We start from the raw sequence: 25,489 nt of genomic DNA on the forward strand, positions 1-25,489 counted from the left end.
CAGGGGTCAAGGGAGCAAACGGAAGAGCCGATGAGCGATAATGCAGTGCCCATACAAGCCGGCGCGGGGCCGTTCCTGTCGTCCATCATGCAGATCGAGCCGCAATGGATCGACTACAACGGCCATCTCAACATGGCCTATTACAACGTGATGTTCGACCGCGCGATCGACCAGCTATGGGCCGAGCTCGGCATCGGACCGGCCTACATGAAGGAACGGCAGGGCTCGACCTTCATCACGGAGTGCCACGTGCGCTATTTGCGCGAGATCCATCTGGGTGATCCGGTGCAGGTCGCGGTCTGGCTGATCGGTGCCGACGAGAAGCGGCTGCACACGTTCGAGGAGCTCCGCCACGCCGACGAGGGCTGGATCTCGGCGAGTTCGGAGGGCATGTCGGTGCATATCGACATGACCAAGCGCAAGGTCGCGCCGTTTCCGCCGGACATCCAGGCCAACATCGCCCGCGTGCTGCAGGCGCATGCCGCGCTGCCGCAGCCCGACGGGCTCGGCCGCGCCATCGGCATGCCGAAGAGGTGACGGTGACCGGCCGCCGCTACGCCGGCAGGCCGGCGTCGGACAATCCCTCGAATACCCGGGCCGAATAGGCGTCCGGTAGCGGCGGCATGCCGCGCTGGACCTCGGCCAGGGTCAGGTCCGGATAGCCGGCACGCAGCGCCTGCAGACTGCGCAGGGCCGCGGATCGCTCGCCCGCCAGCACGTGGGACGGGCACATGGTCCGGTGCACCCAGAGCGACGACGGGTGCTCGCGCAGGCCGCGCTGCTGCCAGCGCGCCGCCTCCGCGTAGGTCCCGGCGGCGAAATGCGCGCAGCCGATTCCAATGATGGCGTTGAAGGCGAGCGGGTCCTGCGGCGCGAGATCCAGCGCAATCCGAAAGCGCTCGATCGCCGACGCGGCATCGCCGCGATAGACATCGAGCCAGCCGCTGCGGCTCCAGGCCCAGGCGGCACCGCCATCCAGCGCGAGCGCCCGGCCCACCACCTGCTCGGCCTCGGCGAGCTCATCCAGCAAGGTGAGCGCGTTGCCGAGCACGCACAGCACGGTCGCATCCGCAAGCTCGGTCGGCACGCGCTGCGCCAGGGCGCGACCAAGCTGCCGGTCCTGCCCGGGCGCGGTGCCGAAATGATAGACCGCGCGCTGGCCGTAGGCCCAGGCCGCGAGCGCCGTGGCCAGGGCATGACGGGGATCGCGGGCGATGGCCTGATGCAGCAGCTCGAGCGCACTGCGGTTGCCGTCGGCGTCGAGCGACAGCACGCCGGGCATGGCGCGCAGCGCGAGATCCTGCGCGGTCAGATCCTCATCCGGTTTGCGCAGCGCCCGATCGATCTCGGCGCGGCGCAGGCTTTGCAGCAGCGATGCCGCCACGCGGGCGGCCAACCGTTCGTGACTGTCGGCCTCCCACCGCAGCATGACCTCGCCGCGATGCGCCCATATCAGCCCGCCGCTGTCCTGGTCGATCAGCTGCAGCAGCAGCCGTGACGCGCCATCCCGACCCTGGAGCGACGCGTTCATGCGGTAGCGCGCCGCGCGCGGCTGGGTCGTCACGGCAAATCCCGCGCGGGTCAGCGCCAGCGTGAGCTCGGCCGCGAGGTCGTCCGCCAGCTCGCGCACGCTCGGATCGGTGGCGATCATGGCGAAGGCAATGGTCGGCCGATCGCGCACCGGCGCAATGGTGGTGCGCGACGCGGCGAGCTGCGCCATCAAGACCGCCTGCCGCTTCAGGGTTTCCGACGGCGTCTCGCCGTGGCAGCGACGATAGCCGGCGGCGAAGCGGCCGTAATGCGGGAAGCCGCAGCGCAGCGCGACGTCCATCACCTTCCCGCCGGCGCGCCCCTGCAGAAACTCGACACGGGCGCGCGCGTAGCCGATCTCCTGCCGGACCATTTGCGGCGACCGGCCGATCGACCTGACGAACTGGCGCTGCAAGGTCCGTCCGGAAACGCCGGCAATCTTCGCCAGATCGGCCAGCGTCCAGCGCCGCCCGAGGTCGTCATGCATCGCTTCGAGCGCGCGGCGTACGCTGCGTGGCAAAGGCTGCCGCGCCGCCAGGGGAACCTGATCTCCGTCCATCATGCGACGACGTCCAATTGCCTATGGGTCATCGGCGGCGCTCGAAAAGTTCACGATCCGGATGGCCGTGTCGCGATCTGGATAGCGCCGCCCGAAGCCTGCCGCGTACGTCTCCACACACCAGCGCGCGCAACAGCGCTGCATTCTCCGGAGGAGACCATCATGACCGCATCAGCTGCAATTCAGGCCGGCGCGACCGCAGAGCCGGATTTCACCGCGCTCAAGGCACGCCAGCACAGCGCGTGGTCGTCCGGCGACTACGCCATCGTCGGCAACACGCTGCAGATCGTCGGCGAGGAACTCTGCGAGGCGCTTGACATCCGCGCCGGCCAGAAGGTGCTCGACGTGGCCGCCGGCAACGGCAACGTCACATTGGCTGCGGCGCGGCGCTGGTGCAACGTCGTCTCGACCGACTACGTGCCTGCCCTGCTCGACCGCGGGCGCCAGCGTGCCGCCGCCGACGGCCTGTCCGTGCAGTTCCAGGAGGCCGATGCCGAGGCGCTTCCGTTCGGCGATGGCACATTCGACGTGGTGGTCTCGACATTCGGCGTGATGTTCACGCCCCGGCAGGAGCGCGCCGCCGCCGAGCTCACCCGGGTGTGCCGCAGCGGCGGCAAGATCGGCCTGGCCAATTGGACCCCCGACGGCTTCATCGGCCAGTTGTTCAAGACGCTCGGCAAATATCTGCCACCGCCCGCCGGCGCCAGATCGCCGGCGCTGTGGGGCACCGAGGCACGCATCCGAGAGATGTTCGCCGATGCCACCGACATTCGCTGCCATCGGCGTCATTTCGCGATGCGCTACCGCTCGCCTGAGCATTTCGTCGACGTGTTCAAGACCTACTATGGCCCGGTGCTCAAGGCCTTCGCTGCGCTTGATGGCGACCGCCAGGCCGATCTCAAGCGCGACATGCTGGCCCTGATCGGGACGCTCAATCGCGCCGAGGACGGCACGATGGTGGTGCCGTCGGAGTATCTCGAAGTGGTCATCATCAAACGCTGAGATCGTCAGCTCTGCATCACCCAGTCCGGCAGGCGCGCGAACCAGGGCTGCGCCTGCTCGAGCTGGCGGGCGAGCCGCAGCAGCCTCGTCTCGTCGCCGAGCCGGCCCATGCGGGCGCGCCTGCGTCCCGCGCTCAGCTCCCGCCGGCCGCCCTCTTCTTCGCAGCACCGGACTTGGCGACGCGCGCCTTCGCGGCGCGCGGCTTGGGACTGGTGGCCCTGACCGCCAAGCGGGCCTGCGGCCGAATGCGGTAGCGTCCCGACCCCACCGGATCGCGGTTGCTGACCTGGTTCTGCGGCACGCCCTGCAGCACCTGGACGATGTCGTCGCGGACCACCGGGAAGATCCGGTAATACTGGTGCTGCTGCGGGTCCTGCTCGAACGTCGTCACATCCGAGCAATCGATCGCGGTGACCTTGTCGCTGATGCTGCCCATGTTGTCGGGACCGTCGTTGCCGAGCCGCGGACCGTTGAATTTCGTGCCCGCGCTCAGCGTATTGAGCACCCAATCCTTGGTCGAGTGATAGACCGTGACGCTGCTCGCGGTGCGCGGCAGATATTTCAGCTTCGCCGGGTCGTCGAACGCGTCCGCGTCCTCGTCGGCCGCCGCGAGCACGACCTTGTCGAAGGTCCTGCGCAATCCGGTCAGGGACGGCTGCGTCCCGCCCATCCGCACCATCGCCGGAACGCCTCCGGCCATGGCCGCGCCGGCGACCGGGTCGGGCATCTGCATCAAGGCCTGCAACGCGTTGCGCAGGACATAGACGCCCATGCTGTGACAGATGAGATGAATGCTCTGGTTGCAGCGTTCACTCTCGGGCAGCCCGTCGACGAAATCATAGAGCCGCCGCAGCGTGCGTGCCACGGCCGGGCCGGATGCCGCCGCCGTCTTGCGATCGTGCTGGTAGTCCACAAAGGGCAGCGGCACGCCGACCAGCGAGGCGACCGACGGCCAACTGAACACGAACATGTTGGCGTCGATCCCGTAGAACGCCGAGATCCACCCGGCGCGTTCGATCGAGTCGACGAAGCTGTTGCTGAAGCCGTGAATGAACGCCAGCGTCGGCCGCGCCTTCGCCAGCATGTCGGCACGCAGGGCGCCGAAGATCGTATTGCTGCCGAGGACCGCACGGGAGCCTTGCGGAAAGATCAGTTGCTCGTCCTCGACATGAAGCGATCCAGGCACCAGGGCATAGCTCGATGCCTGCAGATCGACCGCGATCTCGGCCCGGCCATACCTGATGTTCAAGCCGTTGACGGGACCGAGCTCGGAGCTGAACCCGGTAATCTGATTCGTGCCTTCAGCCGTGATCGGTTGCCTGTTGGTCGCGAAATAGACTGTGACGTTCATGATCCCGCCCTCTGAAAGTATCACCAACGTGCATGGCACGGCACCGGACCAGCGGACCGTCGGAAGCGACGCGGAGTAGTTTCCGCACGACGGCAGCGACGTGCGATGTGCCGGGTCCGAAGAACGTGGCCGTCCGAAGAACGTCGCCGAGCCGGCGCGGCTTAGGCGACCGCGCTCCACCTAAGATAGAACACCACAAACAGCGCGCACGCAATCGCGATGGACGTGCACGGCGTCGTGCGACGCACGACCGCGCTGCTCGAACCGGCCCGCCGGGTGTGGTCAGCTCTGCATCACCCAGTCCGGCAGGCGCGCGAACCAGGGCTGCGCCTCCTCGAGCTGGCGGGCGAGCTGCAGCAGCCTCGTCTCGTCGCCGAGCCGGCCCACGAACTGCACGCCGAGCGGCAGGCCGTCGGCGGTCCAGTGCAGCGGCACGCTCATCGCCGGCGTGCCCGTGAGATTGGCGAGCTGCGTGAACGGGACATATTGCAGGCTGTCGCGGGCGATCTTGTCGATCATGCCGTCGAGCAGGCCCCAGCGCGTCATCAGCCCGAGCAGGCCGATGCGGTCGAGCATGTCGAGCAGGGTCTGCTCGGCGGTGCTCGGATCGCCCTCGCCGTGCCGGATTGGCGGATGCGCGAGCGTCGGCGTCAGCAGCAGGTCGTAGCGGGCATGGAAGCGCGCCAGCGCCCGCGCGAACTCGTTCCATTTCAGCAGCTGCGTCGTCAGCGCGCCGGCCGAGATCGCGCCGCCGAGCGTCGACAGCACCCGCGTCAGCAGCTCGAACTCCTCGCGCCTTGCGCCCTTGCCGCGCGCGTCGGCGACCAGCGCCGCGACCTGGCCGAAATAGATGTGCAGGAACGCTGTCGCGAGCGCGGCGCCATCGATGTCGGGCGAGGCCTCCTCGACCTCGTGACCAAGGCCCTGCAGCAGCTTCACGGCGTTGTCGACCGCAAGCTTCGCCTCGGCATGCACCTCGGTCCCGATCGGCGACGCCACCGTGTAGCCGATGCGCAGGCGGCCGGGATCGCGGGCTACCGCGTTGGCGTAGACCACGCCCGGCTCGGCGGTGAGAAAGGGATCACCGGGCTCGCCGCCCGCGATGACGTCGAGCGCGAGCGCGGTGTCGCGGACGCTGCGCGACACCACGCCCTCGCTGGATGCGCCGAACCAGTACTCGCCGAAGCCGGGCCCTGACGAGATCAGCCCGCGCGATGGCTTCAGGCCGAACAGGCCGCAGCAGGCGGCGGGAATGCGGATCGAGCCGCCGCCGTCATTGCCGGCGGCCATCGGCACGACGCCCGAAGCGACCGCCGCCGCAGCGCCGCCGCTGGAGCCGCCGGGCGTATGTGCGGGATTCCAGGGGTTGCTGACGCGGCCGAAGGCGCGGGAGTCGCTGACGCCCTTCAGCGCGAGCTCCGGCAGGTTGGTCTTGCCGAAGATCACGAGGCCGGCCTCGAGATACCGCCTGACGACCGAGGCATGCTCGCCGGCGACGAATCCGGATAGCGCCTTGCTGCCATAGGCCGTCGGCAGGCCCGCATAGTCCTGGGCGCAGTCCTTGATCAGGAACGGTACGCCGGTGAGCGGGCCGTTGGCGGGCTTGGCGAGCTGCGCGCGGGCCTCGCGCTCCATCAGCCTGCAGACCGCGTTGGTCCTCGGCTGGGCCCGCTCGTTCTGCGCCAGCGCGAGCTGCAGCAGCTCCGCCGCATGGGTCTCGCCGCCCTTCACCGCGGCGGCAAGCGCCGTCGCATCGCGCTGCACATAGTCCCGGACGTTCACATTGCCCTCCCCGCGCCGCCATTCGTCGCCGTGATCGTAGCTGATTCTGGCTGCGACCGAGGCGCAGTTGCGCCGAACGCGGCGGCAATACGGCGCATTGGCGGCAATCGTGGCCACACGATGATCTGCTGCGGTCGACTTGAGGGCGAGATTACGCAGTCTGGTCCTGATTTTAGTCAATTTGATTCAGATCATTCGTCCTGTCCCTTGCACCGACCTAACCTTATGCATCGTTAGTTGCGTAGAGTGACGAGAGAGCGATGGGACGCCTCGCAAGCCTGCTGAGCCGAGCGCACGGTCCGCATGAGGATGCGGCAGCCCTGCCCGTGACCACCGCCGACTACTTCATCCTGCTGTCGCGCGCGATGGAGAGCCTGCCGGATTCCACCCCCGAACGCCGCGCCGAAGTCTACCAGTCGGCCCGCCAGGCGCTGGTGACCCAGTTGCAGGCGATGGATCCGCCGGTCTCGCGATCACGCATCAAGGCCGAGCAGCGCGCGCTCGACGATGCGGTTGATACGATCGAGACACGCGCGCTGACGGCGCCGGACGGCAGTCCGGAACAGACGACGACGCTGGTCCCGGATGACCCGCTGTATCCCTCCTTCGTTACTGCACAAATCGACATTCCGACCGCTTCCGTTTCAACAGCTCAAGATGATGACCAGGACCCCGCCATGGCTCAAACCCAGTTTCATTCCAAGTTTGCCCCGCGCGCCGTCGAGGAGAAGCCGATGTCACGACTCGATGAAATCAACCGGGTGCTGCGCAAGCTGCAGAGCGACTCGTTCGGGGTCGAGGCCTGCGCGCTGATCTCGGAGGACGGGCTGATGATCGCGAGTGTGCTCGCGGCCGACATGGAGGAGACGCGGGTTGCCGGCATGACCGCGACCTTGCTGTCGCTCGGCGGCCGCGCCGCCATGGAGCTCGGCCGCAGCCATCTGCAGGAGGTCATCATCCGCGGCGAGTCCGGCTATGCCGTGCTGGTCAGCGCCGGCCGCGGCGCGCTGCTGCTCGCGCTCACCAACGAGAACAGCAAGCTCGGGCTGACCTTCTTCGACATGCGCGAAGCCGTCAGATCGCTGCAGAAGGTACTGTAGCGCACCGTCGTCCAATGAGCCGGCGCGCTGCGATGGCGCGGCGCCGGCGGGAGTAGTTTCATGGCCAATACCGTCCTCTACGACGACGGCGTTCACAAGAACATTCTGCTGGAGGATTTCGGCGCCGGCGACCACGCGGTGCAGGCGAACCAGCATCTGATCATCCACGACCGCGTCGGCATGCTGCTCGATCCGGGCGGCCACAAGGTCTATTCCAGGGTGCTCAGCGAGACCTTCAGCGAGCTCTCGGGCGGGCGGCTGAAATATCTGTTCCTGTCGCACCAGGATCCCGACATCGTCGCGGCGATCAACGGCTGGCTGATGACGACCGACGCCGACGCCTACATCTCCGAGCTGTGGACCCGCTTCGTGCCGCATTTCGGCTTCGACCACATCGTTGCCCACCGGCTGAAGCCGATCCCCGACGAGGGCATGGTGTTCGATCTCGCGGGCAGCAGGCTGTACGCGCTGCCGGCGCACTTCCTGCACAGTGAGGGCAATTTCCAGCTCTACGATCCGATCTCGAAGATCCTCTACAGCGGCGACCTCGGCGCCTCGATCGGCGTCGACTACACCGTCGTGCGCGACTTCAAGGCGCATACACGCTTCATGGAGGGCTTTCACCGGCGCTACATGGTCTCCAACCGCGTCATGAAGGCGTGGGCGCAGATGGTCAGCACGCTCGACATCGAGATCATCGCCCCGCAGCACGGCGCGCTGTTTCCGGATGCTACGATGTCGCGCCAGTTCATCGCGTGGTGCGCGGGGCTCGAATGCGGCATCGACCTGATCACGCCGAAATTCAAGGTGCCCGTGGGCTGACATGCTGGCGCCCTCCCCGAACTCCGCTCTGCCTTCTCCCGCCATGCGCATCGATGCGTGCACCGTGGCCGGCGAAGAGGCGCCGGTCTGGCTCGCCGCGGCCTTCGCCGTCGCCGGCACCCTGATCGCCGTCATGTCGGCAGCGCTCTGGCAGCAAGGCACCGCCACGCCGCCGGTCGCGACGGCCGCAATGCCGGTGACGGCCGTGCCGCAGCGCGACGCCCCCGTTGCCGACGCGGCACCCAAGCGACGGGAGGCGCGGATCGTCGACCCGGCACCGGTCGCGGCGCCGCCGATGCCGCCCGCGATCGCTCCCGTCGTGGTCGCGCCACCGACACCGCCGGTCGCCCCGGCAGCGCCCCCGGAGCCCCAGAGCCCCGCGAAGCCCTCCGCCGAGTGCTTCGCGCCGCTGGCGGTCGGCTTCGAGCGCGGCAGCGCACGACCGAACCCTGCCGACATGAAGCGGTCGCTGGCGATCCTGCAACGCGCGCTCGCGCGCCATGGTGAGGCGACCATCATCATCGAGGGGCATACCGATGCCAGCGGCACCGAGGATCTGAACGTGCTGCTCAGCTATTCGCGCGCCAAGGAGATCGCGGCCCAGTTGAAGCGCGAGGGCCTCCCCGCGCAGCGGATGTCGGTGCGCGCGGCCGGCGCCGGCGAGGCGCGCGGCGATGCCCAGGCGGTCGCGGGCGACCGCAAGGCCGTGCTGCGCATTGCGGGCGTCGATGATTGCAGTCAACTCACAGCGACGAAGCGACCATGACGATCTATGCCATCGTGAGCGGCCTCGGCGCCGCCATTCTGCTGTTGACCTCGGGCTATCTGTTCGGCGCCCGCCAGGGCGCGCTGTCCCGCGAGCTGTTGCGCCGGCAGGTGCAGATGCAGGCGGCCAGCCTCGACCAGTTGCAGGAGCAGAGCAGCCACGACGCCATCGAGCGGGAGACCAGCCTGCGCAGCGCGATCGAAGATGTGCTGGCGCCGCTGGTCGAGCGTGAGCGCATCTCGCTGGATCTGGCGCAGCTCGCGAGCCGGCCGGGCCGGCGCCGCGAGCTGGTGCCGCTGCTCGACCGCATCGCCGAAGTCGGCCGCTTCCAGACCGTGCTGCTCACCAACGAGGAAGGCTTGCCGCTCGCGGCCAATACGACCGCACACCGCACCGAGCAGCTTGCGGCGGCGGCGACGCGGCTTGCGCTCGTGGCGGAGAAGATCGCCGACGAGACCCACATCGCGCCGTTGTCGGTGATGCTGCGCGACGCCTCGGAGGCGACGACGCTGTGCCGGATCTTCCGCGTGCAGGACCAGACGCTCACTCTGACCGCGCTCTCCAACGATACGCGCCTCGCCTCCGTGGCGCTCGATCCCGCCCTCGCCAAGGTGCAGGTCGCGCTGACGGCCCCGGCCTGACACCTCCTCAAAACGCAAAGGGCGCCGCACCTCTTGCGAGGCACTGCGCCCTTCGCCGACCTCATTGTCAGGGATGAGGCCGACTACACGCGGCTGCGGCCACGGGCGAGGCCCACGACGGCCGAAACCAGAAACAGCACGATGGCGATGAAGAAGATGATCTTGGCGATCTCGATGGAGGCACCGGCGACGCCGCCGAAGCCGAGAATGCCGGCGATCAATGCGATAACCAGGAAGGTGACAACCCAGCCTAACATGACACGACCTCTGTCTCTCGATTGCGGTTCAAAGCGACGCGGAGCTTGCGCCGTTGCCGAAATAATCATGGCTCGGAACAAAGGTTCCGGCCACGCGGGCCGCTAAAATTTCGCGATTTGCCGGAACAAATGCCCAGCGAGGCTGGAGCGGCGTCCGTCTGGCCCGATTTAGGGCTGTAAAACGCCGGACCCGGCCCCATATAGCCGTCAATCCCTGCTATGAGGGCTCCTTCCTGCAGACCTCGTGATGCCGTCATATGATGCCATCCGAGGGACGAGACTGATTCGCTGATGACCGAGCCCAACCGCGTGAGCCCCTTTCCTGCGCCTGACCACCAGCCCGTTGCCGGCGGCATCGCCGCGCGCGCCCGCGCCGCCGCGACCGGTGGCGCGCGCTATCTGGCCGGCCTCAATCCGGAGCAGCGCGAGGCGGTCGAAACGCTCGATGGCCCGGTGCTCGTGCTCGCCGGCGCAGGCACCGGCAAGACCCGTGTGCTGACCACGCGCATCGCGCATATCCTGAGCCAAGGCCGCGCCCGGCCGAGCGAGATCCTGTCGGTGACCTTCACCAACAAGGCCGCACGCGAGATGAAGACGCGGCTTGCCGAGATGCTCGGACAGGCGGTCGAGGGCATGCCCTGGCTCGGCACCTTCCACTCGATCTCCGGCCGCATCCTGCGCAGCCATGCCGAGCTGGTGCAGCTCAAGTCCAATTTCACCGTGCTCGACGTCGATGACCAGATCCGCCTGCTCAAGCAGTTGCTGCAAGCCGAGAACATCGACGACAAGCGCTGGCCGGCGCGCATGCTGGCCGGCCTGATCGACGGCTGGAAGAACCGCGGCCTGGCGCCGTCCCAGGTGCCTTCGGGCGAGGCCGCCGTGTTCGCCAACGGCAAGGGCGGCAAGCTCTATGCGAGCTACCAGGAACGGCTGAAGATCCTCAACGCCGCCGATTTCGGCGACCTGCTGCTGGAGAGCATCCGGCTGTTCCGCGAGAACCCTGACGTGCTGCGGCAATATCAGAGCCGCTTCAAGTTCATCCTGGTCGACGAGTATCAGGACACCAACGTCGCGCAATATCTGTGGCTACGGCTGCTGTCGCAGGCGCCGAGTTCGTCGCGTGCCGTCGCCCCATCCTCCGTCATTCCGGGGCGGCTCGAAGAGCCGAACCCGGAATCCCGCGCTGAGGATAACCAACTGCGAGATTCCGGGTTCGCACCTGGCGGTGCGCCCCGGAATGACGACGCCGCGCAGGGCGCCACGCCGCCGCTCAAGAACATCTGCTGCGTCGGCGACGACGATCAGTCGATCTATGGCTGGCGCGGCGCCGAGGTCGACAACATCCTGCGCTTCGAGCACGACTTCCCCGGCGCCAAGGTCATTCGCCTCGAGCGCAACTACCGCTCCACGGGTCACATCCTCGCCGCCGCCTCGCACCTCATCACCCACAATGAAGGCCGGCTCGGCAAGACCTTGCATACCGAGGACGTCGAGGGCGAGAAGGTCACCGTCACCGGCGCCTGGGATTCCGAGGAGGAAGCGCGCGGCATCGGCGAGGAGATCGAGGAGCTGCAGCGCAAGGGCGAGCATCTCAACGACATCGCGATCCTGGTGCGCGCGTCCTACCAGATGCGCGAGTTCGAAGACCGCTTCGTCACGCTCGGCCTGCCCTATCGCGTGATCGGCGGCCCGCGCTTCTACGAGCGCGCCGAGATCCGCGACGCGCTGGCCTATTTGCGCGTCATCAACTCGCCGGCCGACGACCTCGCCTTCGAGCGCATCGTCAACGTGCCCAAGCGCGGGCTCGGTGATGCCACGGTGCAGATGCTGCACGACCACGCCCGCAAGCGCCGCATCCCGCTGTTCGAGGCGGCGCGCGCGGTGGTCGAGACCGACGAGCTGAAGCCGAAGGCGCGCGGCTCGCTGCGCGGGCTGATCCTGCAGTTCGAGCGCTGGCGCGCCCAGCGCGAGGTGACGCCACACACCGAGCTCGCCGAGATCGTGCTCGACGAGAGCGGCTACACCGAGATGTGGCAGAAGGACCGCTCGGCCGATGCGGCCGGGCGACTGGACAACCTCAAGGAGCTCGTCCGCTCGATGGAGGAGTTCGAGAACCTGCACGGCTTCCTCGAGCACATCTCGCTGGTGATGGACCGCGAGGGCGCGGCCGACGAGGAAGCGGTGTCGCTGATGACCTTGCATTCGGCCAAGGGGCTGGAGTTCGACAACGTGTTCCTGCCGGGCTGGGAGGAAGGGCTATTCCCGAGCCAGCGCACGCTCGACGAGCAGGGCCGCGCCGGGCTGGAAGAGGAGCGCCGCCTCGCCCATGTCGGCCTGACCCGCGCGCGGCGGCGGGCAAAAATCTATTTCGCCACCAACCGCCGCATCCACGGCACCTGGACCACCACGATCCCGTCGCGCTTTCTCGACGAGCTGCCCGCGCCGAGCGTCGAGATCACCGAGTCGAAGGGCGGCTCGGGCTGGGGCGGCGCCGGGGGCTACGGCCCGTCGCGCTTCGACAATGTCGAGTCGTTCGGATCGAGCTATTCCACGCCGGGTTGGCAGCGCGCTCAGGCACGTCGGCCGGGCGCGGCGCGCGGTTCGTCGGAGGGCGGCTTCAAGGAAGAGCCGTCGCCGTTCTCGGGCCGTGATCCGTTCGGCAGCGGCTTCGGCGGTCATTTCGGCCGTGGCAAGCGCGGACCGATGATCATCGAGGGCGAGCTGGTGGCGAAATCCACCGGCACGACGTCGGAATTCGCCCTCGACGACCGCGTCTTCCATCAGAAGTTCGGCTATGGCCGCGTCGTCAAGATCGACGGCAACAAGCTGACCATCGCCTTCGACAAGGCCGGCGAAAAGCACGTCGTCGACAGCTTCGTGCAGCGGGCGTGACCTGACCGCCACGCTGCGCTTGCCGCGTAGCCGCTCGCCGCGATCGAACTTCACACTTCGCCTTGGTTAGGCCTTGACCGTGGCAGCGTGCATCGTATGAGATGCAATCATGGTCCGGGGATATATTCTGTTGAGTGTTGCGGTCGCGCTGTGTGTGCCCTCGCTGGCGGCGGCGCAGACGATGAGCTTTGGCGATTCCGCGGGGCTGATCGCGTCGAGCTGCGGCGCCGACATCACCGCCAATTGCCGCGGCGTCAATCTCGATTCCAACCGCCTCAAGGAATGCCTCTCGCGCAACCAGGACGTCGTCTCCGCGCAGTGCAAGGCGACCTATTTCAAGGCGTTCGAGGCGATCCAGAAGCGCATCGCGGCACGGGTCACGGTCGCCAACGCCTGCCAGCGCGAGATCGTCAAGCTGTGTGGCGGCTCCACGAAGGAGACGAGCAAATCGATCCCGTGCCTGATGACGGCCAACGGCGTGAGCGCGCGGTGTCAGCAGGCGATGGGCGAAGCGGGGTATCGCTGATGCGGCGGACCGCGAGATCATTGCTGTCAGGGCCGATCGTGGCTTCGCTGATGGCCGCGAGCGCGCCCGCCTGGTCGCAGGAGCCGGGTCGCGAGGACATCGTGCGCCAGCTCGGCCGCTTCGAAACCGCACCCACGCTGGATCTGCCGGCGCTGAAGCAGCAGACGCAGGAGCGTTCCAGGTCGCGCGGGCGCAACGAGCCACCGCCGCAGAAGCGTCCGCCGATCGCGCCGGAGCTGATGAATCTGCCGGCCTTCAACGTCGACATCCAGTTCGACGTGGACACGCCGATCGTGCGCCCGGAATCGTACCAGACCGTCGGGCGGATCGCCGATGCGATGGTGTATTCCGATCTGCTGCCCTACACCTTCCTGATCGTCGGCCATGTCGAGGCCAACGGCAAGCGCGAGGCCAACGTCATCCTGAGCCAGCGCCGCGCCGACGCGATCCGCGACATCCTGGCGAACACCTTCAAGATCTCGGTCAAGCGGCTGCAATCGATCGGACTTGGCGAGGAGCAGTTGCTCGACCCGTCCAAGCCGACCGCCGCCGTCAATCAGCAGATCCAGATCATCCCGATCGCAAAGACCGTCGAAGAGGCCGCGCCGCCGCCTTCGGCCCCTGCCCCGGCAGCGCCCCACAAGCAGGCCCCGCGCAAGCATCGCAGTTGATGCAATTGAGACCTGCGCTGAGGCCATGAACCCAGCGCGCTGCAGGTGCGACTGTTGTCTCAGCAGGTTGCCGATACGCTATTCCCGACAGGCGCCAATGGAACCTGTTTTCAAGTCGGGTCGCGCGGCAATGCTGCTGGGCCGTGATTGCCGGGTTTGTCGATGCAGCCGCTTGATGGTATAGCCCCCTCTTTGCGGCCGTCGATTGAGCGACGGTCGATCTCATTGACGAGCGAGCCAGCCATGAACGCCATGTTCCGACGCCAGATGGTCGACTACGTCGAATACCATCGCGATCCGCGCAACGGCCTGATGCATGTGTTCGGGATCATCCTGTTGTTCCTGGGCGCCGTGCTGCCCCTGAGCTTGTGGCATTTCGACGCGTTCGGCATCCGGATCGGCCTCGGCGCCGTGCTGGCGCTGCCCGTCCTGCTCTACTGGCTGCTGCTCGATGCCGCACTCGGGGCCGGCATCCTGGCCTTCGCCGTGCTGTTCCTTGCTGCGGCCATGATGATCGCCGATCACGTCCATGGCGTCGCCTTCTGGGCGCTGTTTGCCGCGCTCATCATCTTCGGCTTTGTCTCGCAGGCCGTGGGCCACAAGGTGTTCGAGCGCAACAATCCATCTCTGCTGGATCATCCGGCGCATCTCTTTCTCGGTCCGATGTTCGTGATGGCGAAATTGTACATGGCGTTGGGTCTGCGGCCTTCGGTGTCCGACCTCATCGCGCCGGACTGGTCGCCGGATCGGCTCGCATCGGACCGGCTTCAAGGCGATCAGCACTCGCGCCCCTAATGAAAGTCCTCGTCACCGGCGGCAGCGGTTTCATCGGCCATCACCTCGTCTCTGCGCTCGCGACGCGGGGCGCGGAGGTGCGTGTGCTCGATATTCGCTGCCCCAGCCACATGATCGCTGACGTCGAGTACATCGAAGGCTCGGTGCTCGATGCGGGCCTGGTGAAGCAGGCGGTCGCCGGCGTCGATCAGGTCTATCATCTGGCTGGACTGCCCGGCATGTGGATGCCGGACCGCGAGGACTTCTACCGCGTCAATTGCGTGGGCACGGAGACGGTGCTGGCGGCGGCGCGCGCCGGCCGGGTGCGCCGGTTCCTGCACTGCTCGACCGAATCCATCCTGTTCGACTATCCCGGCTCGACCGGCGCCGCATCGGCACCGACCGCACCGCCGGCCGAGGCGATGCCCGGCGCCTATACGCGCTCCAAGGCGCTGGCGGAGGCCCGCGCCATGGCCGCCGCGGCGGACGGCTTCCCCGTCGTGGTGGGCACGCCGACAATGCCGATCGGGCCGCACGACAGCAACCTGACACCGCCCTCGCAGATGCTGCGGCACTTCCTGGACAGCCGGCTCCAGCTCTATCTCGACTTCGTCGTCAACCTGGTCGACGTCCGCGACGTCGCGGACGGCCTGATCCTGGCGATGGAGCGCGGCAAGGTCGGCGGCCGCTACGTGTTCGGCGGCGAGAGCCTGCGTCTCAGCCGGATCCTCGATCTCATGGCGGCGATCAGCGGCCGCAAACATGTCGCGGTCGCCGTGCCCGGCCGGCTGGCCGAGCTGTCGGCGGGCATGCTCGAGCTCGTCTCCGATCACCTCACCAAGCGCTGCCCGTCCGGCACCGCCGAGGGGGTGCGGATCGCCCGCGCGGCCTCGGATCTGTCGATCGACAGGGCCAAACGCGAGCTCGGCTACGTCCCGCGCCCGATCGAGCCGACCTTGCGCGAGACGATCGGCTTTCTGCTCGGTTCCGAGCCGGGAAAGCGGCTCGACGGTAAACAACACCCTTTTCGCACCGCGGCCGAATAGCTAAGAGCAGCCGGTCCCAGGTCTCATAACGGTTCCAACACATGTCCGGCGATGCCAGCCCCATCTCGTCGTTTGCGTTCAGCGGATGGACCACCACCTGGCCCACCTCGCTGCTGGCCATCATCTGGCTGATCTGGCTCGCGAGCTGGGTCGGCGCCTCGTTCTGGTCGGGGCAGACCCGCAAGCATGTGACGGTGATCAAGACCAGCCGCTATCACGCGCTGATCGTGCTCGGCGGCATCCTGTTCACGCCGTGGACCTCGCGCCTGCTCGGCGAGAAGCCGTTCTGGACTCCCGGTGAGACCGGCGTCTACCTGCTGACCGTCGTCACCCTGGCCGGCATCGCCTTCACCTGGTGGGCGCGCATCCATCTCGGTCGCTTCTGGTCCAACGCGATCACCCACAAGGAAGGCCACAAGGTCATCGACACCGGCCCCTACGGCATGGTCCGTCACCCCATCTATACCGGGCTGATCCTCGGCATGATCGCCACCGGCATCGCGGTGGGCACGGTGACCGCCGTGCTGGGCGCCGTCCTGATCTCGCTCGGGATGGCCTGGAAGGCAAAGATGGAAGAGGTCTTCCTCGCGCAGGAGCTCGGGCCGGATTACGTCACCTACCGGCAGCGCGTGCCGATGATCATTCCGTTCCTGCCGCCGGGCTAGAGCGCTCAGCGTCTGGCCTGGGCTTCCGAAGGCGGCTGCGGCGACTGGTTTGCCGCCTGCGGCAGCAGGTGGCGCGGCAGGATGATGCGCTGGCCGGGGACCAACGGCTGGGTGGCGAGGCCGCGGTTGGATTGCTGGAGCGCCCAGAGCGGAACGTGATAATTGGTGGCGATCTGGTCCAGGGTCTCGCCCGGCCGTACCGCCAGAGCAGTGCCGCTGTCCCACAGCTCCACGGAGGCTTTCGGCGGCACCAAGTAGCGCAGCGGCACCGGGTCCGCGTCGGCGGTCGCCGAGGTCTGCGACAATTGGCTGATCATGGTGACCAATTGGGCGTGCACGTCCTCCATCTTGTCGATGTTGATGTGCGTGACCTCATCATGATCCTTCATGTCGAAACTGGCGTAGTGACCGCGAAAGCCGGGCTCCGGCTTGACGTCGCCGCCGCCGAGAATGTTGTCGGACAGGAACAGGTTGATGAAGCGCTGCACGTTGGGCGGCACGCTCTTGGTCGCATGCGCCGGATCGACGGTGACGACGAGGGCAACCGGGATGTTCTGCTCCTGCAGCGTGATCGCGATGCGGACGCTGCACAGCCCGCCCATCGAATGGCCGATCAGCACGATCGGGCCCGGCTCCTGGCGGTAGTTCTTGGCCACCTGGAGCGCGATCAGGTCGCACAGCGTGAATTCATAGACACTGGCCCGGTAGCCGGCCTGCTCGATCTTTTCGGCCAGACGATCCATCCCGGTCGAGAACAGCGGCCCGAGCGCGCCGCGGAACAGGTACACCCGCGGCGGCGGCAGCGGCTGGCTGATCTCGGGCGGCGCAGTCGGTACGGCGCGGATCGCCGCGGGGGTTGCTGCCGGGGATGCCTTGGCGGATCTGGTCGGCGCGGGGGCGGACGCAGCGCCGGGCTGGGCGGCCCGCGAGATGCTTGGGGCGGCAAGTCCCGCGAGCAAAGGTGCGGTGACGAGGATCGCGAGCAGTCTCCTGCCGGCAGCCACCTTGGCTGGACCGAGCCACCGCTTCGCGATTCGCGCCACGCTGGTCATTCGCGCTCCCGGGAAAGCTCTCGGCTGAGATCAAGCAGGGTCATATCCCCCCTGCCATACCGTTTGTCGCCGCCGAATGGGAGCATTTTGGGGCGCGCGCCCCGTGGCGCGGCCGCCGACTACCGGTAGCCGGTCACGTTGGCCGCGCGCTGCGGCGCGGCCATGCGCGTCGGCGGCGCCGCCGGGCGGCCGCGGCCGCCGAACACCACGCCATCGATGGCACCGATCACCTTCTGCTGCATGATCTGGTTCTTCTCGATCGTGACGTGGCCGACACCGGGAACCGACTGGACGTCGACATTCTCGAGCTTGCCGCGGAAGCCGTCGTCGCGGCGGACCGGCTCGCCGGCACCGCTGGCGATGTAGAAATTGATGTAGCGCTCGGCGTTGCCGCCGACGAGCTTGGTCTTGAACACCGAATCGAGCCCGATCGCGAGCTTCACCGGCACCCCGAGCTGGCCGAGCTTGTTGATCATGTCCGGCAGCGCGGTCGCGCCGGAGGAATGGCCCACCAGGATGATGGTCTTGATCCGGCCGGCGCGATAGGCGGCCGCCGCTTCGTCGGCGAGCGACGACCACGACACGAAATTGGCGACCGTGTTCGGAATGCCCTGCGAATCCAGCTTGGCGGCGATGTCGTCGAGCCCGAGCGAGAAGATGTTGAGCACACCGCGCAGCAGATAGACATGCGTGGTGCTGGCGGCGGTTGCGGCCGCCGGGCTCGGCGCCGCCCGGACCGATCCGGTGCCGAGCGGCAGAGCCAGCGCAACGGCCAGCGCCACCATGCCAAAGCAGCGCGCCGAGAGGCTGCGCTTGAAGGTGGGTCGAACGGTGCTGGCGCGTGCCGTCATCGGTCCTTCTCCGCGGCGGAAATGTCGAGACGGCGCGACCGTACCCAAGATGCTCGCGGACGCAACATCGTCGGACATCGCAAGGCGGCGTTCCTCCTCAGACGTGGCTGAGCGGCAACACTCAGCCATATCGGCCACGGAAAAGCCCAACAAGCGACATGATCGAGGGCGGCGCGCACGATTGCGCGAACGCATCGCCGTCCCTATCTGAGCGCTTCGCCTGCGCCCCCTCCTCCGCGCAGCTCCCCCGCTCTTTTCGAATCCCTCGCATCGAATCCCCGTGATGGCTCCCGTCATTTCCGTTACCGGCCTGTCGAAGACCTATTCCTCGGGCTTCACCTCGCTCAACAATGTCGATCTCGCGATCGAGCGGGGCGAGATCTTCGCGCTGCTCGGGCCCAACGGCGCGGGCAAGACGACTCTGATCAGCATCATCTGCGGCATCGTCAATGCGTCCGCGGGCAAGGTCGCGGTCGGCGGCCACGACATCAACCGCGACTACCGTGCCGCACGGGCGCTGATCGGGCTGGTGCCGCAGGAGCTGCACACCGATTCGTTCGAGACCGTATGGGCCACGGTCAGCTTCAGCCGGGGGCTGTTCGGCAAGCCGAAGAACCCCGCCCTGATCGAGAAGATCCTCAAGGACCTGTCGCTCTGGGACAAGAAGGACGCCAAGATCATCACGCTCTCCGGCGGCATGAAGCGCCGCGTGATGATCGCGAAGGCGCTCTCGCACGAGCCGCAGGTGCTGTTCCTGGACGAGCCGACCGCGGGCGTCGACGTCGAGCTGCGCAAGGGCATGTGGGACGTCGTGCGCGAGCTGAAGGCCGCCGGCGTGACCATCATTCTCACCACGCACTACATCGAGGAAGCCGAGGAGATGGCCGATCGCGTCGGCGTCATCAACAAGGGCGAGATCGTGCTGGTCGAGGACAAGGCCAAGCTGATGGCGAAGCTCGGCCGGAAGCGGCTGAGCCTGCATCTGCAACACCGGATCGAGACCATCCCCGAGACGCTCGCGCCCTATCATCTGGCGCTGTCGGACGACGGCTGGCGGCTCGCCTATGACTACGATACCAAGGGCGAGCGCACCGGCATCACCAGCCTGCTCGGCGATCTCAGGACCGCCGGCATCCGCTTCGTCGATCTCGAGACCAAGCAATCATCCCTTGAAGACATCTTCGTGAGCCTGGTGCGGCAATGAATTTTCGCGCGGTCGCCGCAATCTACAAGTTCGAAATGGCGCGCACCTGGCGCACGCTGCTGCAGAGCATCGTGTCGCCCGTCGTGTCGACGTCGCTCTACTTCGTCGTGTTCGGCGCCGCGATCGGCTCGCGCATCAGCCACGTCGAGGGCGTCAGCTACGGCACCTTCATCGTGCCCGGCCTCGTGATGCTGTCGGTGTTGACCCAGAGCATCTCCAACGCCTCGTTCGGGATCTACTTCCCGAAATTCATCGGCACGATCTACGAGATCCTCTCGGCGCCGATCTCGCATTTCGAGATCGTGCTCGGCTATGTCGGCGCGGCCGCGACGAAATCCATCATTCTCGGGCTGATCATCCTCGCGACCGCCGGGCTGTTCGTGCCGCTGCACATCCAGCATCCGGTGTGGATGCTGTCGTTCCTGGTGCTGACGGCCGTGACCTTCAGCCTGTTCGGCTTCATCATCGGCATCTGGGCCGACGGCTTCGAGAAGCTGCAGATGGTCCCGATGCTGGTAGTGACGCCGCTCACGTTCCTCGGCGGCAGCTTCTACTCGGTCAACATGCTGCCGCCGACCTGGCATTCGATCGCGCTGCTCAACCCGGTGGTCTACCTGATCTCGGGCTTTCGCTGGAGCTTCTACGAGATCGCCGACGTCAGGGTGGAAATCAGCGTCGGCGTGACGCTGCTGTTCCTGGCGATCTGCATGACGATCATCTGGTGGATCTTCAAGACGGGCTACCGGCTCAAGCATTGAGCCGGCGCCTCAACTCAGCGGTAGCAGTGGAAGCGGCCGTAGCCGTCGCGGTATCCCCGGCAGTGATAGTGCCGGTGGTAATAGGAGCGGTGCGGAATGCCGAGCACGCCTTCGACGGCGCCCACGGCTCCGCCGACGCCGGCACCGACCGCGCCGCCGACGACGCCGCCCACCGGACCGGCGATGCGGTTGCCTTCGTGGGCCCCTTCATGGGCGCCACGGATGATGCCCTGGGCATGGGCGAATTGCGGCAGCGCCAGCCAGGCCAGCGCCAGGACGACCAGCGCGAGCGCAGCCAGCAGGTAGGTCAGCTTCTGCGGCGCGCGATCATCGAGCACCGCCGTCTTGGCCTTCATCGTCAACATTTTGAGTCCTGGGAACCGCATGGGGGAATCCTTGAAACGCGGATGCGGCCAAAAAGTTGCGCGGTCGTGACGAATTGCACCGATTAGAGAGGTCCCAAAACGCCGGAATGAAAGACCATCCGCGGTCGCGAAAATGTCAGCGCCGATGAACGCGGGGAGCCTTTGTCCTGGTCCTGCCCGACATTAAGGTTGAGGCTGCCCTCGGCTGGAACAAAGCCGGCAATTCCGACATAGTGCAGGCCGAGGCGATGACCTGGGCGTTAAAGTCCCGTTTTGAGGTCTCTCCACAGTCGAGGGCCCTGGAGGCCAGAGGTTAGATGCGTACCATCCTTTTTGCAGTTGCCGGCTTCGCCTTTCTGTCGGCCACGCCGGCTCTGGCCAAGATCGACATCACGGTCGACAAGAACAGCCAGATCATGACGGTCGCCGTCGATGGCGTCGAGCGCTATCGATGGCCAGTCTCGACCGGCATTCCCTCACGGGAAACGCCGAATGGCTCGTTCCGCGCCTTCCGCATGGAGGCCGATCATTTTTCCAAGGAATTCGACGACGCACCGATGCCGCATTCGATCTTCTTCACGAAGGTCGGTCACGCGATTCACGGCACGGATTCGGAGGGCCGGCTCGGCACCCCCGCGTCTCACGGCTGCGTCCGGCTGTCGAAGGCGAATGCCACGACGCTCTACGACCTGGTGCAAAAGGACGGCGTGCTCAACACCACGGTGACCCTGACCGGCTCGGCCGAGGTGGCGCTGGCGCGCAATCCACGCCGCGGCACCGCTGTTGCCCGCCGCGACGTGCCGCAGCAGTATGACGACAGTGGCGAGCCGGTCGTGCTGACGCCGCAGCCACAGATGCTGCCCGGACGCCAGGTCGTTCCGCAGCAGCGGCCCGATGACGGCTACATCTATCCCGCCGACGGCAGCGACAACGGCGTGCGTTATCCGGCGCCGCGCGGCACGGCCCGGCGCGTCTATGACGCCCAGGCCTATCCGCAGCAGCAGCAGTACGATTACCAAAACGGCAATCCGAGCTACGCGCAGCCGCGCTATTACCAGCCGCGCTCTTATTATCAGCCGCGCGGCTACTACACCTATCAGGACTGATCGCGCATTGATCCTCGCGGCCGGGCGCTGTTACGCAGCGCATCGGCGCCTCCTCACTCGGCGTTGACCCGCTCGAGCGAGGCGGACGCACGATCGGCGCTGGCCTGCCCGCGGGCCGTCGGCATGCGCGCGCGCCGCTGCACGAAATACTGATCGGCCAGCACGCCGATCAGGATCACCGTGCCCATCACGGCGAAATTGAGCGAGCTCGGGATGCCCAGCAGATTGACCAGGTTCTGCAGCATCTGCAGCAGGATCGTGCCGAGCACGACGCCGATGACCGAGCCCTCGCCGCCGCGCAGCGAACAGCCCCCGAGCACCGCTGCGGCGATCGCATAGAGCTCGTAGAACGAGCCGTGTACCGCCGGCGAGATCGAGCGGGTGTACATCGCCAGCAGGACCGCGGCGAGCGCCGTCAGGGCGCCGCAGATCACATAGGCCGCGATCGTCACCCGATCGGACCGGATGCCGGAGTAGCGCGCCGCCTCCTCGTTCTTGCCGACCGCGTAGAAATAGCGGCCGTACACCGAGCGGTGCAGCACCAGCCAGGCGATGCCGGCCACGATGGCGAGCGCCACGACGCTATGCGGCAGTGGAAAGCCGAGGACATCGGTGCGGCCGGCGGCCAGCCATTCCAGCGCCGGGAAGCTCGCGCCGTAGCCGAAGCCGGCCGTGGCATCCTCGGTGTAATAACGGGCCGCGCCGCGATAGATCAAAAGTCCGCACAGGGTCACCACGAAGGGCTGGATGCGCATCTTGGTCACCAGCGTGCCGTGGACCATGCCGATGGCGACGCCGCCGGCGAGGATGAGGAACAAGGCGGCGACCCAGTCGACGTCCCGGTTGACGATGAGGTCGATGAACAGCACGCCGAGCAACGCGATCACCGAGCCCACGGCGAGCTCGATGCCGCCAACGATGATGACGAAGGCCTCGGCGATCGAGAAGATTCCGAACATGCCGACCTGGTTGGCGGTATTGGAGAGGTTGCCGACCAGCAGGAAGCGCGGGTTGATGAAGGCGACGACGGCGCCGACCACCAGGATCAGGATCAGCAGGCTGAGATCTTTTTTCTGCACGGGCGCCCTCGCTCAGACGGTATGGCCGACGGCGAGCTGAAGCACGTTGTGCTCGCTGAACTCGTTGCGGGCCAGGAAGCCCGAAATCATGCCTTCATGCATCACGGCGATCCGGTCGCTCGCCCCGATCACCTCCTCCATGTCGCTCGAGATCATCAGGATCGCGACGCCGGAATCCGCCAGCCGCCGCAGCATGTCGTAGATCTCCTGCTTGGCGCCGACATCGATGCCCCGGGTCGGCTCGTCGAAGATCAAGACCTTTGGCCGCATCGACAGCCATTTGGCGAGCACGACCTTCTGCTGGTTGCCGCCGGACAAGGTGCCGACCGAGACCTTGACGTCGGACGCCCGGATCTTGAGCCGTTCGCGCTGCCGGTCGGCATTCTCGGTCTCACGCCTGATGTCGACAAGTCCAAAGCTGAGATAGGAGGCGAGATCCGGCAGCGAGATGTTCTCGGCGATCGACAGGTCGAGCAGCAGGCCGCAGGCCTTGCGGTCTTCCGGGATGAGATAGATGCCGCGATCGATCGCCGCGCGCGGCGTCGAGATGCGGATCGGCTCGCCCTCCAGGCTGATGCCCCCGGCCAGCAGCGGCTCGACGCCGAAGATGCCGCGCGCGAGCTCGGTGCGGCCGGAGCCGACGAGACCTGCAAGCCCGAGGATCTCGCCGCGCCGGAGCTGCAGGCTGACGGCCTGGTTGGGATAGGTCGCGGTCACGGCCTCCACCACGTCGAGCACGGCATCGCCGGGCGGCGCGGCCGGCGGCACGTAGAGCGACCGCAGGTCCCGGCCGATCATCAGCCGGATCATCGCGGCAGGACTGAGCTCGTCCCGCGTGAGCGCGCCAACCATACGGCCGTCGCGCAGCACGATCGCGCGATCGGCGCATTGCATGACTTCGTTCAAGCGATGCGTGATGAAGATGACGCTGACCCCGCCCGCCTTCAGGCCGGCGATGACCTGCATCAGCCGCTCGGTTTCCGACAGCGTCAGGCTGGAGGTCGGCTCGTCCATGATCACGCAGCGCGCATCGAGCGACAAAGCCTTCATGATCTCGACCAGCTGGCGCTGCGCCAAAGACAGCTCGGCAAGCGGCGTCTCCGGCTCGAAATCGGCCCCGAGGCGCGCGATCAGCGGGCGCACCCTGGCTCGCAGCGTCGCCCGGTCGATCAGCCGCAGCGGACCGCCATAGACCGGCTCGCGGCCGATGAAGACGTTGCCTGCGACATCGAGATTGTCGAACAGGTTCAGCTCCTGGTGGACGAAGGCGATGCCGGACGCGATCGCGTCCGCCACCGTGTAGCTGGTCCGCGCCGTGCCATCGATCCGGATCGTGCCGCTGCTCGGCTCGACGACGCCGCCGAGCACGCGCATCAAGGTCGACTTGCCGGCGCCGTTCTCGCCGACCAGGGCGATCACCTCGCCGGGCGCGACCGACAGGCTGGCGTGGTCGAGCGCGACCACGCCAGGATAGGTCTTGCCGATGTCGATCAGCTCGAGGAAGGGCTCGCGCACGCCGGCCGTCGCGCTACTTCTTCAGCATCTGCTTCATCTGCGCCATGAAGTCGTCGACGTTCGACTTCTCGATCACCTTGCCGGGCACGATGATGATGCCGTTCGCCGGCACGCCCGACTTGTCGCCCTCAACGACCTTCGCCATCAGCTTCATGCCCTGATAGCCCCACTCGAACGGCTGCTGCACGACGGTGCCCTCGATCGCGCCGTCCTTGACGCCGCCGAGCGTGATCGGATCCTCGTCGAAGCCGATGATCTTGATCTTGCCGAGCTTGCCGGCCTCCTTCAGCACCTCATAGATGCGCGGGGTGTTGTAGGAATAGAAGCCGACCAGGCAGCTCACGTCCGGCATCGCTGCCAGGATGTCCTCGACATTGCGCTTGGCCCGGGTCTGGTCGATCTCGTCGCCGCGCACGTCGACCAGTTCGACCTTCGATCCCTTGATGGTCTCCTTCACGCCTTCGATGCGCTCGCGAGCGTTGTCAGCCCCGAGCAGGCCGACGAAGCCGACACATTTGCCGCCGTTCGGGAGCGCCTTCAGCATCAGCTTGCCGGCATCCTTGCCGAGCTCGGTATTGGAGGAGCCGATATAGGCGATGCGTTTGGATTGCGGGGCGTCGCTGTCGGTGGTGAAGAGCACCGTCTGTGCGGCAATCTTGTTCAGGTGCTCAGTCTGGTTCTTCGGATCGACGGCGCTCACCATGATTCCGGCGGCCCCGGCCGCGACGAGGTCATCCAGCATCCGCTGCTGCACGGCGGCTGCCGCCTGCTCGGGATATTTGAGCTGCAGGTTGTAATTGGGCAGCTCGCCCTGCGCCTTCTTCACGCCGGCCTCGGCGATCTTCCAGAAGTCGGAGGCACCGTTGACGACGAAGGCGAGGACCTTCTTGTCCGCGGCTCCCGCGGAGCCGAGACCGAGCGCCATCGACAACAAGGCAGACGCACCGGCAATCCAAAGACGCTTCATTGAACCCCTCCCATGTGAAGCCGGCCTGCTTTGATGCGGCCGGCATTTGGTAGTCGAACGATATCTAGTCGCGAACAGTCGTCTCTCGTCCGAACCGCTGGCTCCGCCCGGACGAACAGCACCTCGATCTGGACAGCGTCCGCGCGATCGTTCGCTCAGGGCAAGACGACCAGACCGGTCCCTCACCGCTCAGTTTGCGATCCAGCTC

The 25,489-nt window shown here is 66.8% G+C and carries 25 protein-coding genes; 15 read left to right on the forward strand and 10 right to left on the reverse strand.

Going from position 1 to position 25,489, the window contains the following annotated elements; all coding sequences use genetic code 11:
* Positions 1-30 precede the first annotated feature (30 nt).
* A complete protein-coding gene (locus QX073_RS18500) occupies positions 31-537 on the forward strand; it encodes a thioesterase family protein (protein WP_315752458.1) in 507 nt (168 codons plus the stop codon).
* 16 nt (positions 538-553) lie between these two features.
* Here the strand turns inward: QX073_RS18500 and QX073_RS18505 are convergent, their stop codons facing one another.
* Positions 554-2,092, reverse strand: coding sequence for a helix-turn-helix domain-containing protein (locus QX073_RS18505; RefSeq protein WP_316165976.1), 1,539 nt, complete (start codon positions 2,090-2,092; stop codon positions 554-556).
* 159 nt (positions 2,093-2,251) lie between these two features.
* Here QX073_RS18505 and QX073_RS18510 point away from each other — a divergent pair, with 159 nt between their 5' ends.
* A complete protein-coding gene (locus tag QX073_RS18510) occupies positions 2,252-3,091 on the forward strand; it encodes a class I SAM-dependent methyltransferase (RefSeq protein ID WP_316169800.1) in 840 nt (279 codons plus the stop codon).
* 133 nt (positions 3,092-3,224) lie between these two features.
* On the opposite strand, the gene QX073_RS18515 is transcribed toward QX073_RS18510, so the two are convergent.
* Together QX073_RS18515 and QX073_RS18520 are read right to left on the reverse strand one after the other, a co-directional pair.
* The gene (locus QX073_RS18515; RefSeq protein ID WP_316172375.1) at positions 3,225-4,442 is read right to left on the reverse strand and encodes an alpha/beta hydrolase; all 1,218 of its coding nucleotides are present in this window, start codon (positions 4,440-4,442) and stop codon (positions 3,225-3,227) included.
* Positions 4,443-4,724: 282 nt separating this feature from the next.
* A complete protein-coding gene (locus QX073_RS18520) occupies positions 4,725-6,224 on the reverse strand; it encodes an amidase (RefSeq protein ID WP_316226215.1) in 1,500 nt (499 codons plus the stop codon).
* A 260-nt stretch (positions 6,225-6,484) separates the two neighbouring features.
* Here QX073_RS18520 and QX073_RS18525 point away from each other — a divergent pair, with 260 nt between their 5' ends.
* Genes QX073_RS18525 through QX073_RS18540 form a run of 4 tightly spaced genes read left to right on the forward strand, consistent with a single transcriptional unit; the run spans position 6,485 to position 9,553 of the window.
* Entirely contained in the window at positions 6,485-7,324 is an 840-nt protein-coding gene (locus tag QX073_RS18525; protein WP_315825259.1) for a roadblock/LC7 domain-containing protein, read from the forward strand.
* Between the two features lie 60 nt (positions 7,325-7,384).
* Entirely contained in the window at positions 7,385-8,146 is a 762-nt protein-coding gene (locus tag QX073_RS18530) for an MBL fold metallo-hydrolase (RefSeq protein WP_315713400.1), read from the forward strand.
* A gap of 1 nt (position 8,147) precedes the next feature.
* Positions 8,148-8,912, forward strand: coding sequence for an OmpA family protein (locus tag QX073_RS18535; RefSeq protein WP_316169801.1), 765 nt, complete (start codon positions 8,148-8,150; stop codon positions 8,910-8,912).
* Positions 8,909-9,553 carry a hypothetical protein gene (locus QX073_RS18540; protein WP_315713402.1) on the forward strand — a complete coding sequence of 215 codons (645 nt, stop codon included), beginning with the start codon at positions 8,909-8,911 and terminating at the stop codon, positions 9,551-9,553. The genes QX073_RS18535 and QX073_RS18540 overlap by 4 nt, the downstream gene beginning before the upstream one ends.
* A gap of 83 nt (positions 9,554-9,636) precedes the next feature.
* Here QX073_RS18540 and QX073_RS18545 read toward each other — a convergent pair whose 3' ends face one another.
* Positions 9,637-9,810, reverse strand: coding sequence for a DUF1328 domain-containing protein (locus tag QX073_RS18545; RefSeq protein ID WP_009030497.1), 174 nt, complete (start codon positions 9,808-9,810; stop codon positions 9,637-9,639).
* 291 nt (positions 9,811-10,101) lie between these two features.
* On the opposite strand from QX073_RS18545, the gene QX073_RS18550 reads away from it, so the two are divergent.
* The 6 genes from QX073_RS18550 to QX073_RS18575 all read left to right on the forward strand — a co-directional run bounded on the left by QX073_RS18550 (position 10,102) and on the right by QX073_RS18575 (position 16,384).
* Entirely contained in the window at positions 10,102-12,702 is a 2,601-nt protein-coding gene (locus tag QX073_RS18550; RefSeq protein WP_316226145.1) for an ATP-dependent helicase, read from the forward strand.
* 109 nt (positions 12,703-12,811) lie between these two features.
* Complete coding sequence (locus QX073_RS18555; RefSeq protein WP_315713404.1) at positions 12,812-13,228, forward strand: hypothetical protein; 417 nt, start codon at positions 12,812-12,814, stop codon at positions 13,226-13,228.
* On the forward strand, positions 13,228-13,899 hold the full coding sequence (locus tag QX073_RS18560; protein WP_315713405.1) for an OmpA family protein: 672 nt from the start codon (positions 13,228-13,230) through the stop codon (positions 13,897-13,899). The genes QX073_RS18555 and QX073_RS18560 overlap by 1 nt, the downstream gene beginning before the upstream one ends.
* A 243-nt stretch (positions 13,900-14,142) precedes the next feature.
* Positions 14,143-14,694 (forward strand): Mpo1-like protein, encoded by a 552-nt coding sequence (locus QX073_RS18565; protein ID WP_315825264.1) that lies wholly within the window; start codon positions 14,143-14,145, stop codon positions 14,692-14,694.
* Positions 14,694-15,719 (forward strand): NAD-dependent epimerase/dehydratase family protein, encoded by a 1,026-nt coding sequence (locus QX073_RS18570; RefSeq protein ID WP_315713407.1) that lies wholly within the window; start codon positions 14,694-14,696, stop codon positions 15,717-15,719. Before QX073_RS18565 ends, QX073_RS18570 begins: the two co-directional genes overlap by 1 nt.
* Positions 15,720-15,760: 41 nt before the next feature.
* Positions 15,761-16,384, forward strand: a complete 624-nt coding sequence (locus QX073_RS18575; protein WP_315752449.1) for an isoprenylcysteine carboxylmethyltransferase family protein — start codon at positions 15,761-15,763, stop codon at positions 16,382-16,384.
* A 5-nt stretch (positions 16,385-16,389) separates the two neighbouring features.
* Here QX073_RS18575 and QX073_RS18580 read toward each other — a convergent pair whose 3' ends face one another.
* Positions 16,390-17,436: an alpha/beta fold hydrolase gene (locus tag QX073_RS18580; RefSeq protein ID WP_315752448.1), complete on the reverse strand. Its 1,047-nt coding sequence runs from the start codon at positions 17,434-17,436 to the stop codon at positions 16,390-16,392.
* A 119-nt stretch (positions 17,437-17,555) separates the two neighbouring features.
* The gene (locus tag QX073_RS18585; RefSeq protein WP_410052375.1) at positions 17,556-18,287 is read right to left on the reverse strand and encodes a hypothetical protein; all 732 of its coding nucleotides are present in this window, start codon (positions 18,285-18,287) and stop codon (positions 17,556-17,558) included.
* Positions 18,288-18,570: 283 nt separating this feature from the next.
* Between QX073_RS18585 and QX073_RS18590 the strand changes: the two genes are divergently transcribed.
* Positions 18,571-19,491: an ABC transporter ATP-binding protein gene (locus QX073_RS18590; RefSeq protein WP_315752447.1), complete on the forward strand. Its 921-nt coding sequence runs from the start codon at positions 18,571-18,573 to the stop codon at positions 19,489-19,491.
* Positions 19,488-20,249 carry an ABC transporter permease gene (locus QX073_RS18595; RefSeq protein WP_315713411.1) on the forward strand — a complete coding sequence of 254 codons (762 nt, stop codon included), beginning with the start codon at positions 19,488-19,490 and terminating at the stop codon, positions 20,247-20,249. Before QX073_RS18590 ends, QX073_RS18595 begins: the two co-directional genes overlap by 4 nt.
* Before the next feature lie 14 nt (positions 20,250-20,263).
* Here QX073_RS18595 and QX073_RS18600 read toward each other — a convergent pair whose 3' ends face one another.
* Complete coding sequence (locus tag QX073_RS18600; RefSeq protein ID WP_316165961.1) at positions 20,264-20,614, reverse strand: hypothetical protein; 351 nt, start codon at positions 20,612-20,614, stop codon at positions 20,264-20,266.
* A gap of 317 nt (positions 20,615-20,931) precedes the next feature.
* Between QX073_RS18600 and QX073_RS18605 the strand changes: the two genes are divergently transcribed.
* On the forward strand, positions 20,932-21,720 hold the full coding sequence (locus QX073_RS18605) for a L,D-transpeptidase (RefSeq protein WP_315713413.1): 789 nt from the start codon (positions 20,932-20,934) through the stop codon (positions 21,718-21,720).
* 53 nt (positions 21,721-21,773) lie between these two features.
* Here QX073_RS18605 and QX073_RS18610 read toward each other — a convergent pair whose 3' ends face one another.
* The 3 genes from QX073_RS18610 to QX073_RS18620 are packed head-to-tail and all read right to left on the reverse strand — an operon-like array spanning position 21,774 to position 25,281.
* Positions 21,774-22,799: an ABC transporter permease gene (locus QX073_RS18610; protein ID WP_315752444.1), complete on the reverse strand. Its 1,026-nt coding sequence runs from the start codon at positions 22,797-22,799 to the stop codon at positions 21,774-21,776.
* A 12-nt stretch (positions 22,800-22,811) separates the two neighbouring features.
* Positions 22,812-24,314 carry a sugar ABC transporter ATP-binding protein gene (locus tag QX073_RS18615; protein ID WP_316226146.1) on the reverse strand — a complete coding sequence of 501 codons (1,503 nt, stop codon included), beginning with the start codon at positions 24,312-24,314 and terminating at the stop codon, positions 22,812-22,814.
* 13 nt (positions 24,315-24,327) lie between these two features.
* Entirely contained in the window at positions 24,328-25,281 is a 954-nt protein-coding gene (locus QX073_RS18620) for a sugar-binding protein (protein WP_315713416.1), read from the reverse strand.
* Positions 25,282-25,489 lie beyond the last annotated feature (208 nt).

Source organism: Bradyrhizobium sp. SZCCHNS3052 (assembly GCF_032484495.1).
Lineage (GTDB): Bacteria > Pseudomonadota > Alphaproteobacteria > Rhizobiales > Xanthobacteraceae > Bradyrhizobium.

Coding starts and splice junctions, on each gene's coding strand:
- QX073_RS18530 (WP_315713400.1), top strand. CDS start 7,385: ATGGCCAATACCGTCCTCTACGACGACGGCGTTCACAAGAACATTCTG.
- QX073_RS18535 (WP_316169801.1), top strand. CDS start 8,148: ATGCTGGCGCCCTCCCCGAACTCCGCTCTGCCTTCTCCCGCCATGCGC.
- QX073_RS18515 (WP_316172375.1), bottom strand. CDS start 4,442: ATGAACGTCACAGTCTATTTCGCGACCAACAGGCAACCGATCACGGCT.
- QX073_RS18595 (WP_315713411.1), top strand. CDS start 19,488: ATGAATTTTCGCGCGGTCGCCGCAATCTACAAGTTCGAAATGGCGCGC.
- QX073_RS18620 (WP_315713416.1), bottom strand. CDS start 25,281: ATGAAGCGTCTTTGGATTGCCGGTGCGTCTGCCTTGTTGTCGATGGCG.
- QX073_RS18590 (WP_315752447.1), top strand. CDS start 18,571: ATGGCTCCCGTCATTTCCGTTACCGGCCTGTCGAAGACCTATTCCTCG.
- QX073_RS18565 (WP_315825264.1), top strand. CDS start 14,143: ATGAACGCCATGTTCCGACGCCAGATGGTCGACTACGTCGAATACCAT.
- QX073_RS18555 (WP_315713404.1), top strand. CDS start 12,812: ATGGTCCGGGGATATATTCTGTTGAGTGTTGCGGTCGCGCTGTGTGTG.
- QX073_RS18605 (WP_315713413.1), top strand. CDS start 20,932: ATGCGTACCATCCTTTTTGCAGTTGCCGGCTTCGCCTTTCTGTCGGCC.
- QX073_RS18545 (WP_009030497.1), bottom strand. CDS start 9,810: ATGTTAGGCTGGGTTGTCACCTTCCTGGTTATCGCATTGATCGCCGGC.
- QX073_RS18510 (WP_316169800.1), top strand. CDS start 2,252: ATGACCGCATCAGCTGCAATTCAGGCCGGCGCGACCGCAGAGCCGGAT.
- QX073_RS18600 (WP_316165961.1), bottom strand. CDS start 20,614: ATGTTGACGATGAAGGCCAAGACGGCGGTGCTCGATGATCGCGCGCCG.
- QX073_RS18570 (WP_315713407.1), top strand. CDS start 14,694: ATGAAAGTCCTCGTCACCGGCGGCAGCGGTTTCATCGGCCATCACCTC.
- QX073_RS18585 (WP_410052375.1), bottom strand. CDS start 18,287: ATGACGGCACGCGCCAGCACCGTTCGACCCACCTTCAAGCGCAGCCTC.
- QX073_RS18575 (WP_315752449.1), top strand. CDS start 15,761: ATGTCCGGCGATGCCAGCCCCATCTCGTCGTTTGCGTTCAGCGGATGG.
- QX073_RS18580 (WP_315752448.1), bottom strand. CDS start 17,436: ATGACCAGCGTGGCGCGAATCGCGAAGCGGTGGCTCGGTCCAGCCAAG.
- QX073_RS18540 (WP_315713402.1), top strand. CDS start 8,909: ATGACGATCTATGCCATCGTGAGCGGCCTCGGCGCCGCCATTCTGCTG.
- QX073_RS18560 (WP_315713405.1), top strand. CDS start 13,228: ATGCGGCGGACCGCGAGATCATTGCTGTCAGGGCCGATCGTGGCTTCG.
- QX073_RS18505 (WP_316165976.1), bottom strand. CDS start 2,092: ATGATGGACGGAGATCAGGTTCCCCTGGCGGCGCGGCAGCCTTTGCCA.
- QX073_RS18500 (WP_315752458.1), top strand. CDS start 31: ATGAGCGATAATGCAGTGCCCATACAAGCCGGCGCGGGGCCGTTCCTG.
- QX073_RS18525 (WP_315825259.1), top strand. CDS start 6,485: ATGGGACGCCTCGCAAGCCTGCTGAGCCGAGCGCACGGTCCGCATGAG.
- QX073_RS18550 (WP_316226145.1), top strand. CDS start 10,102: ATGACCGAGCCCAACCGCGTGAGCCCCTTTCCTGCGCCTGACCACCAG.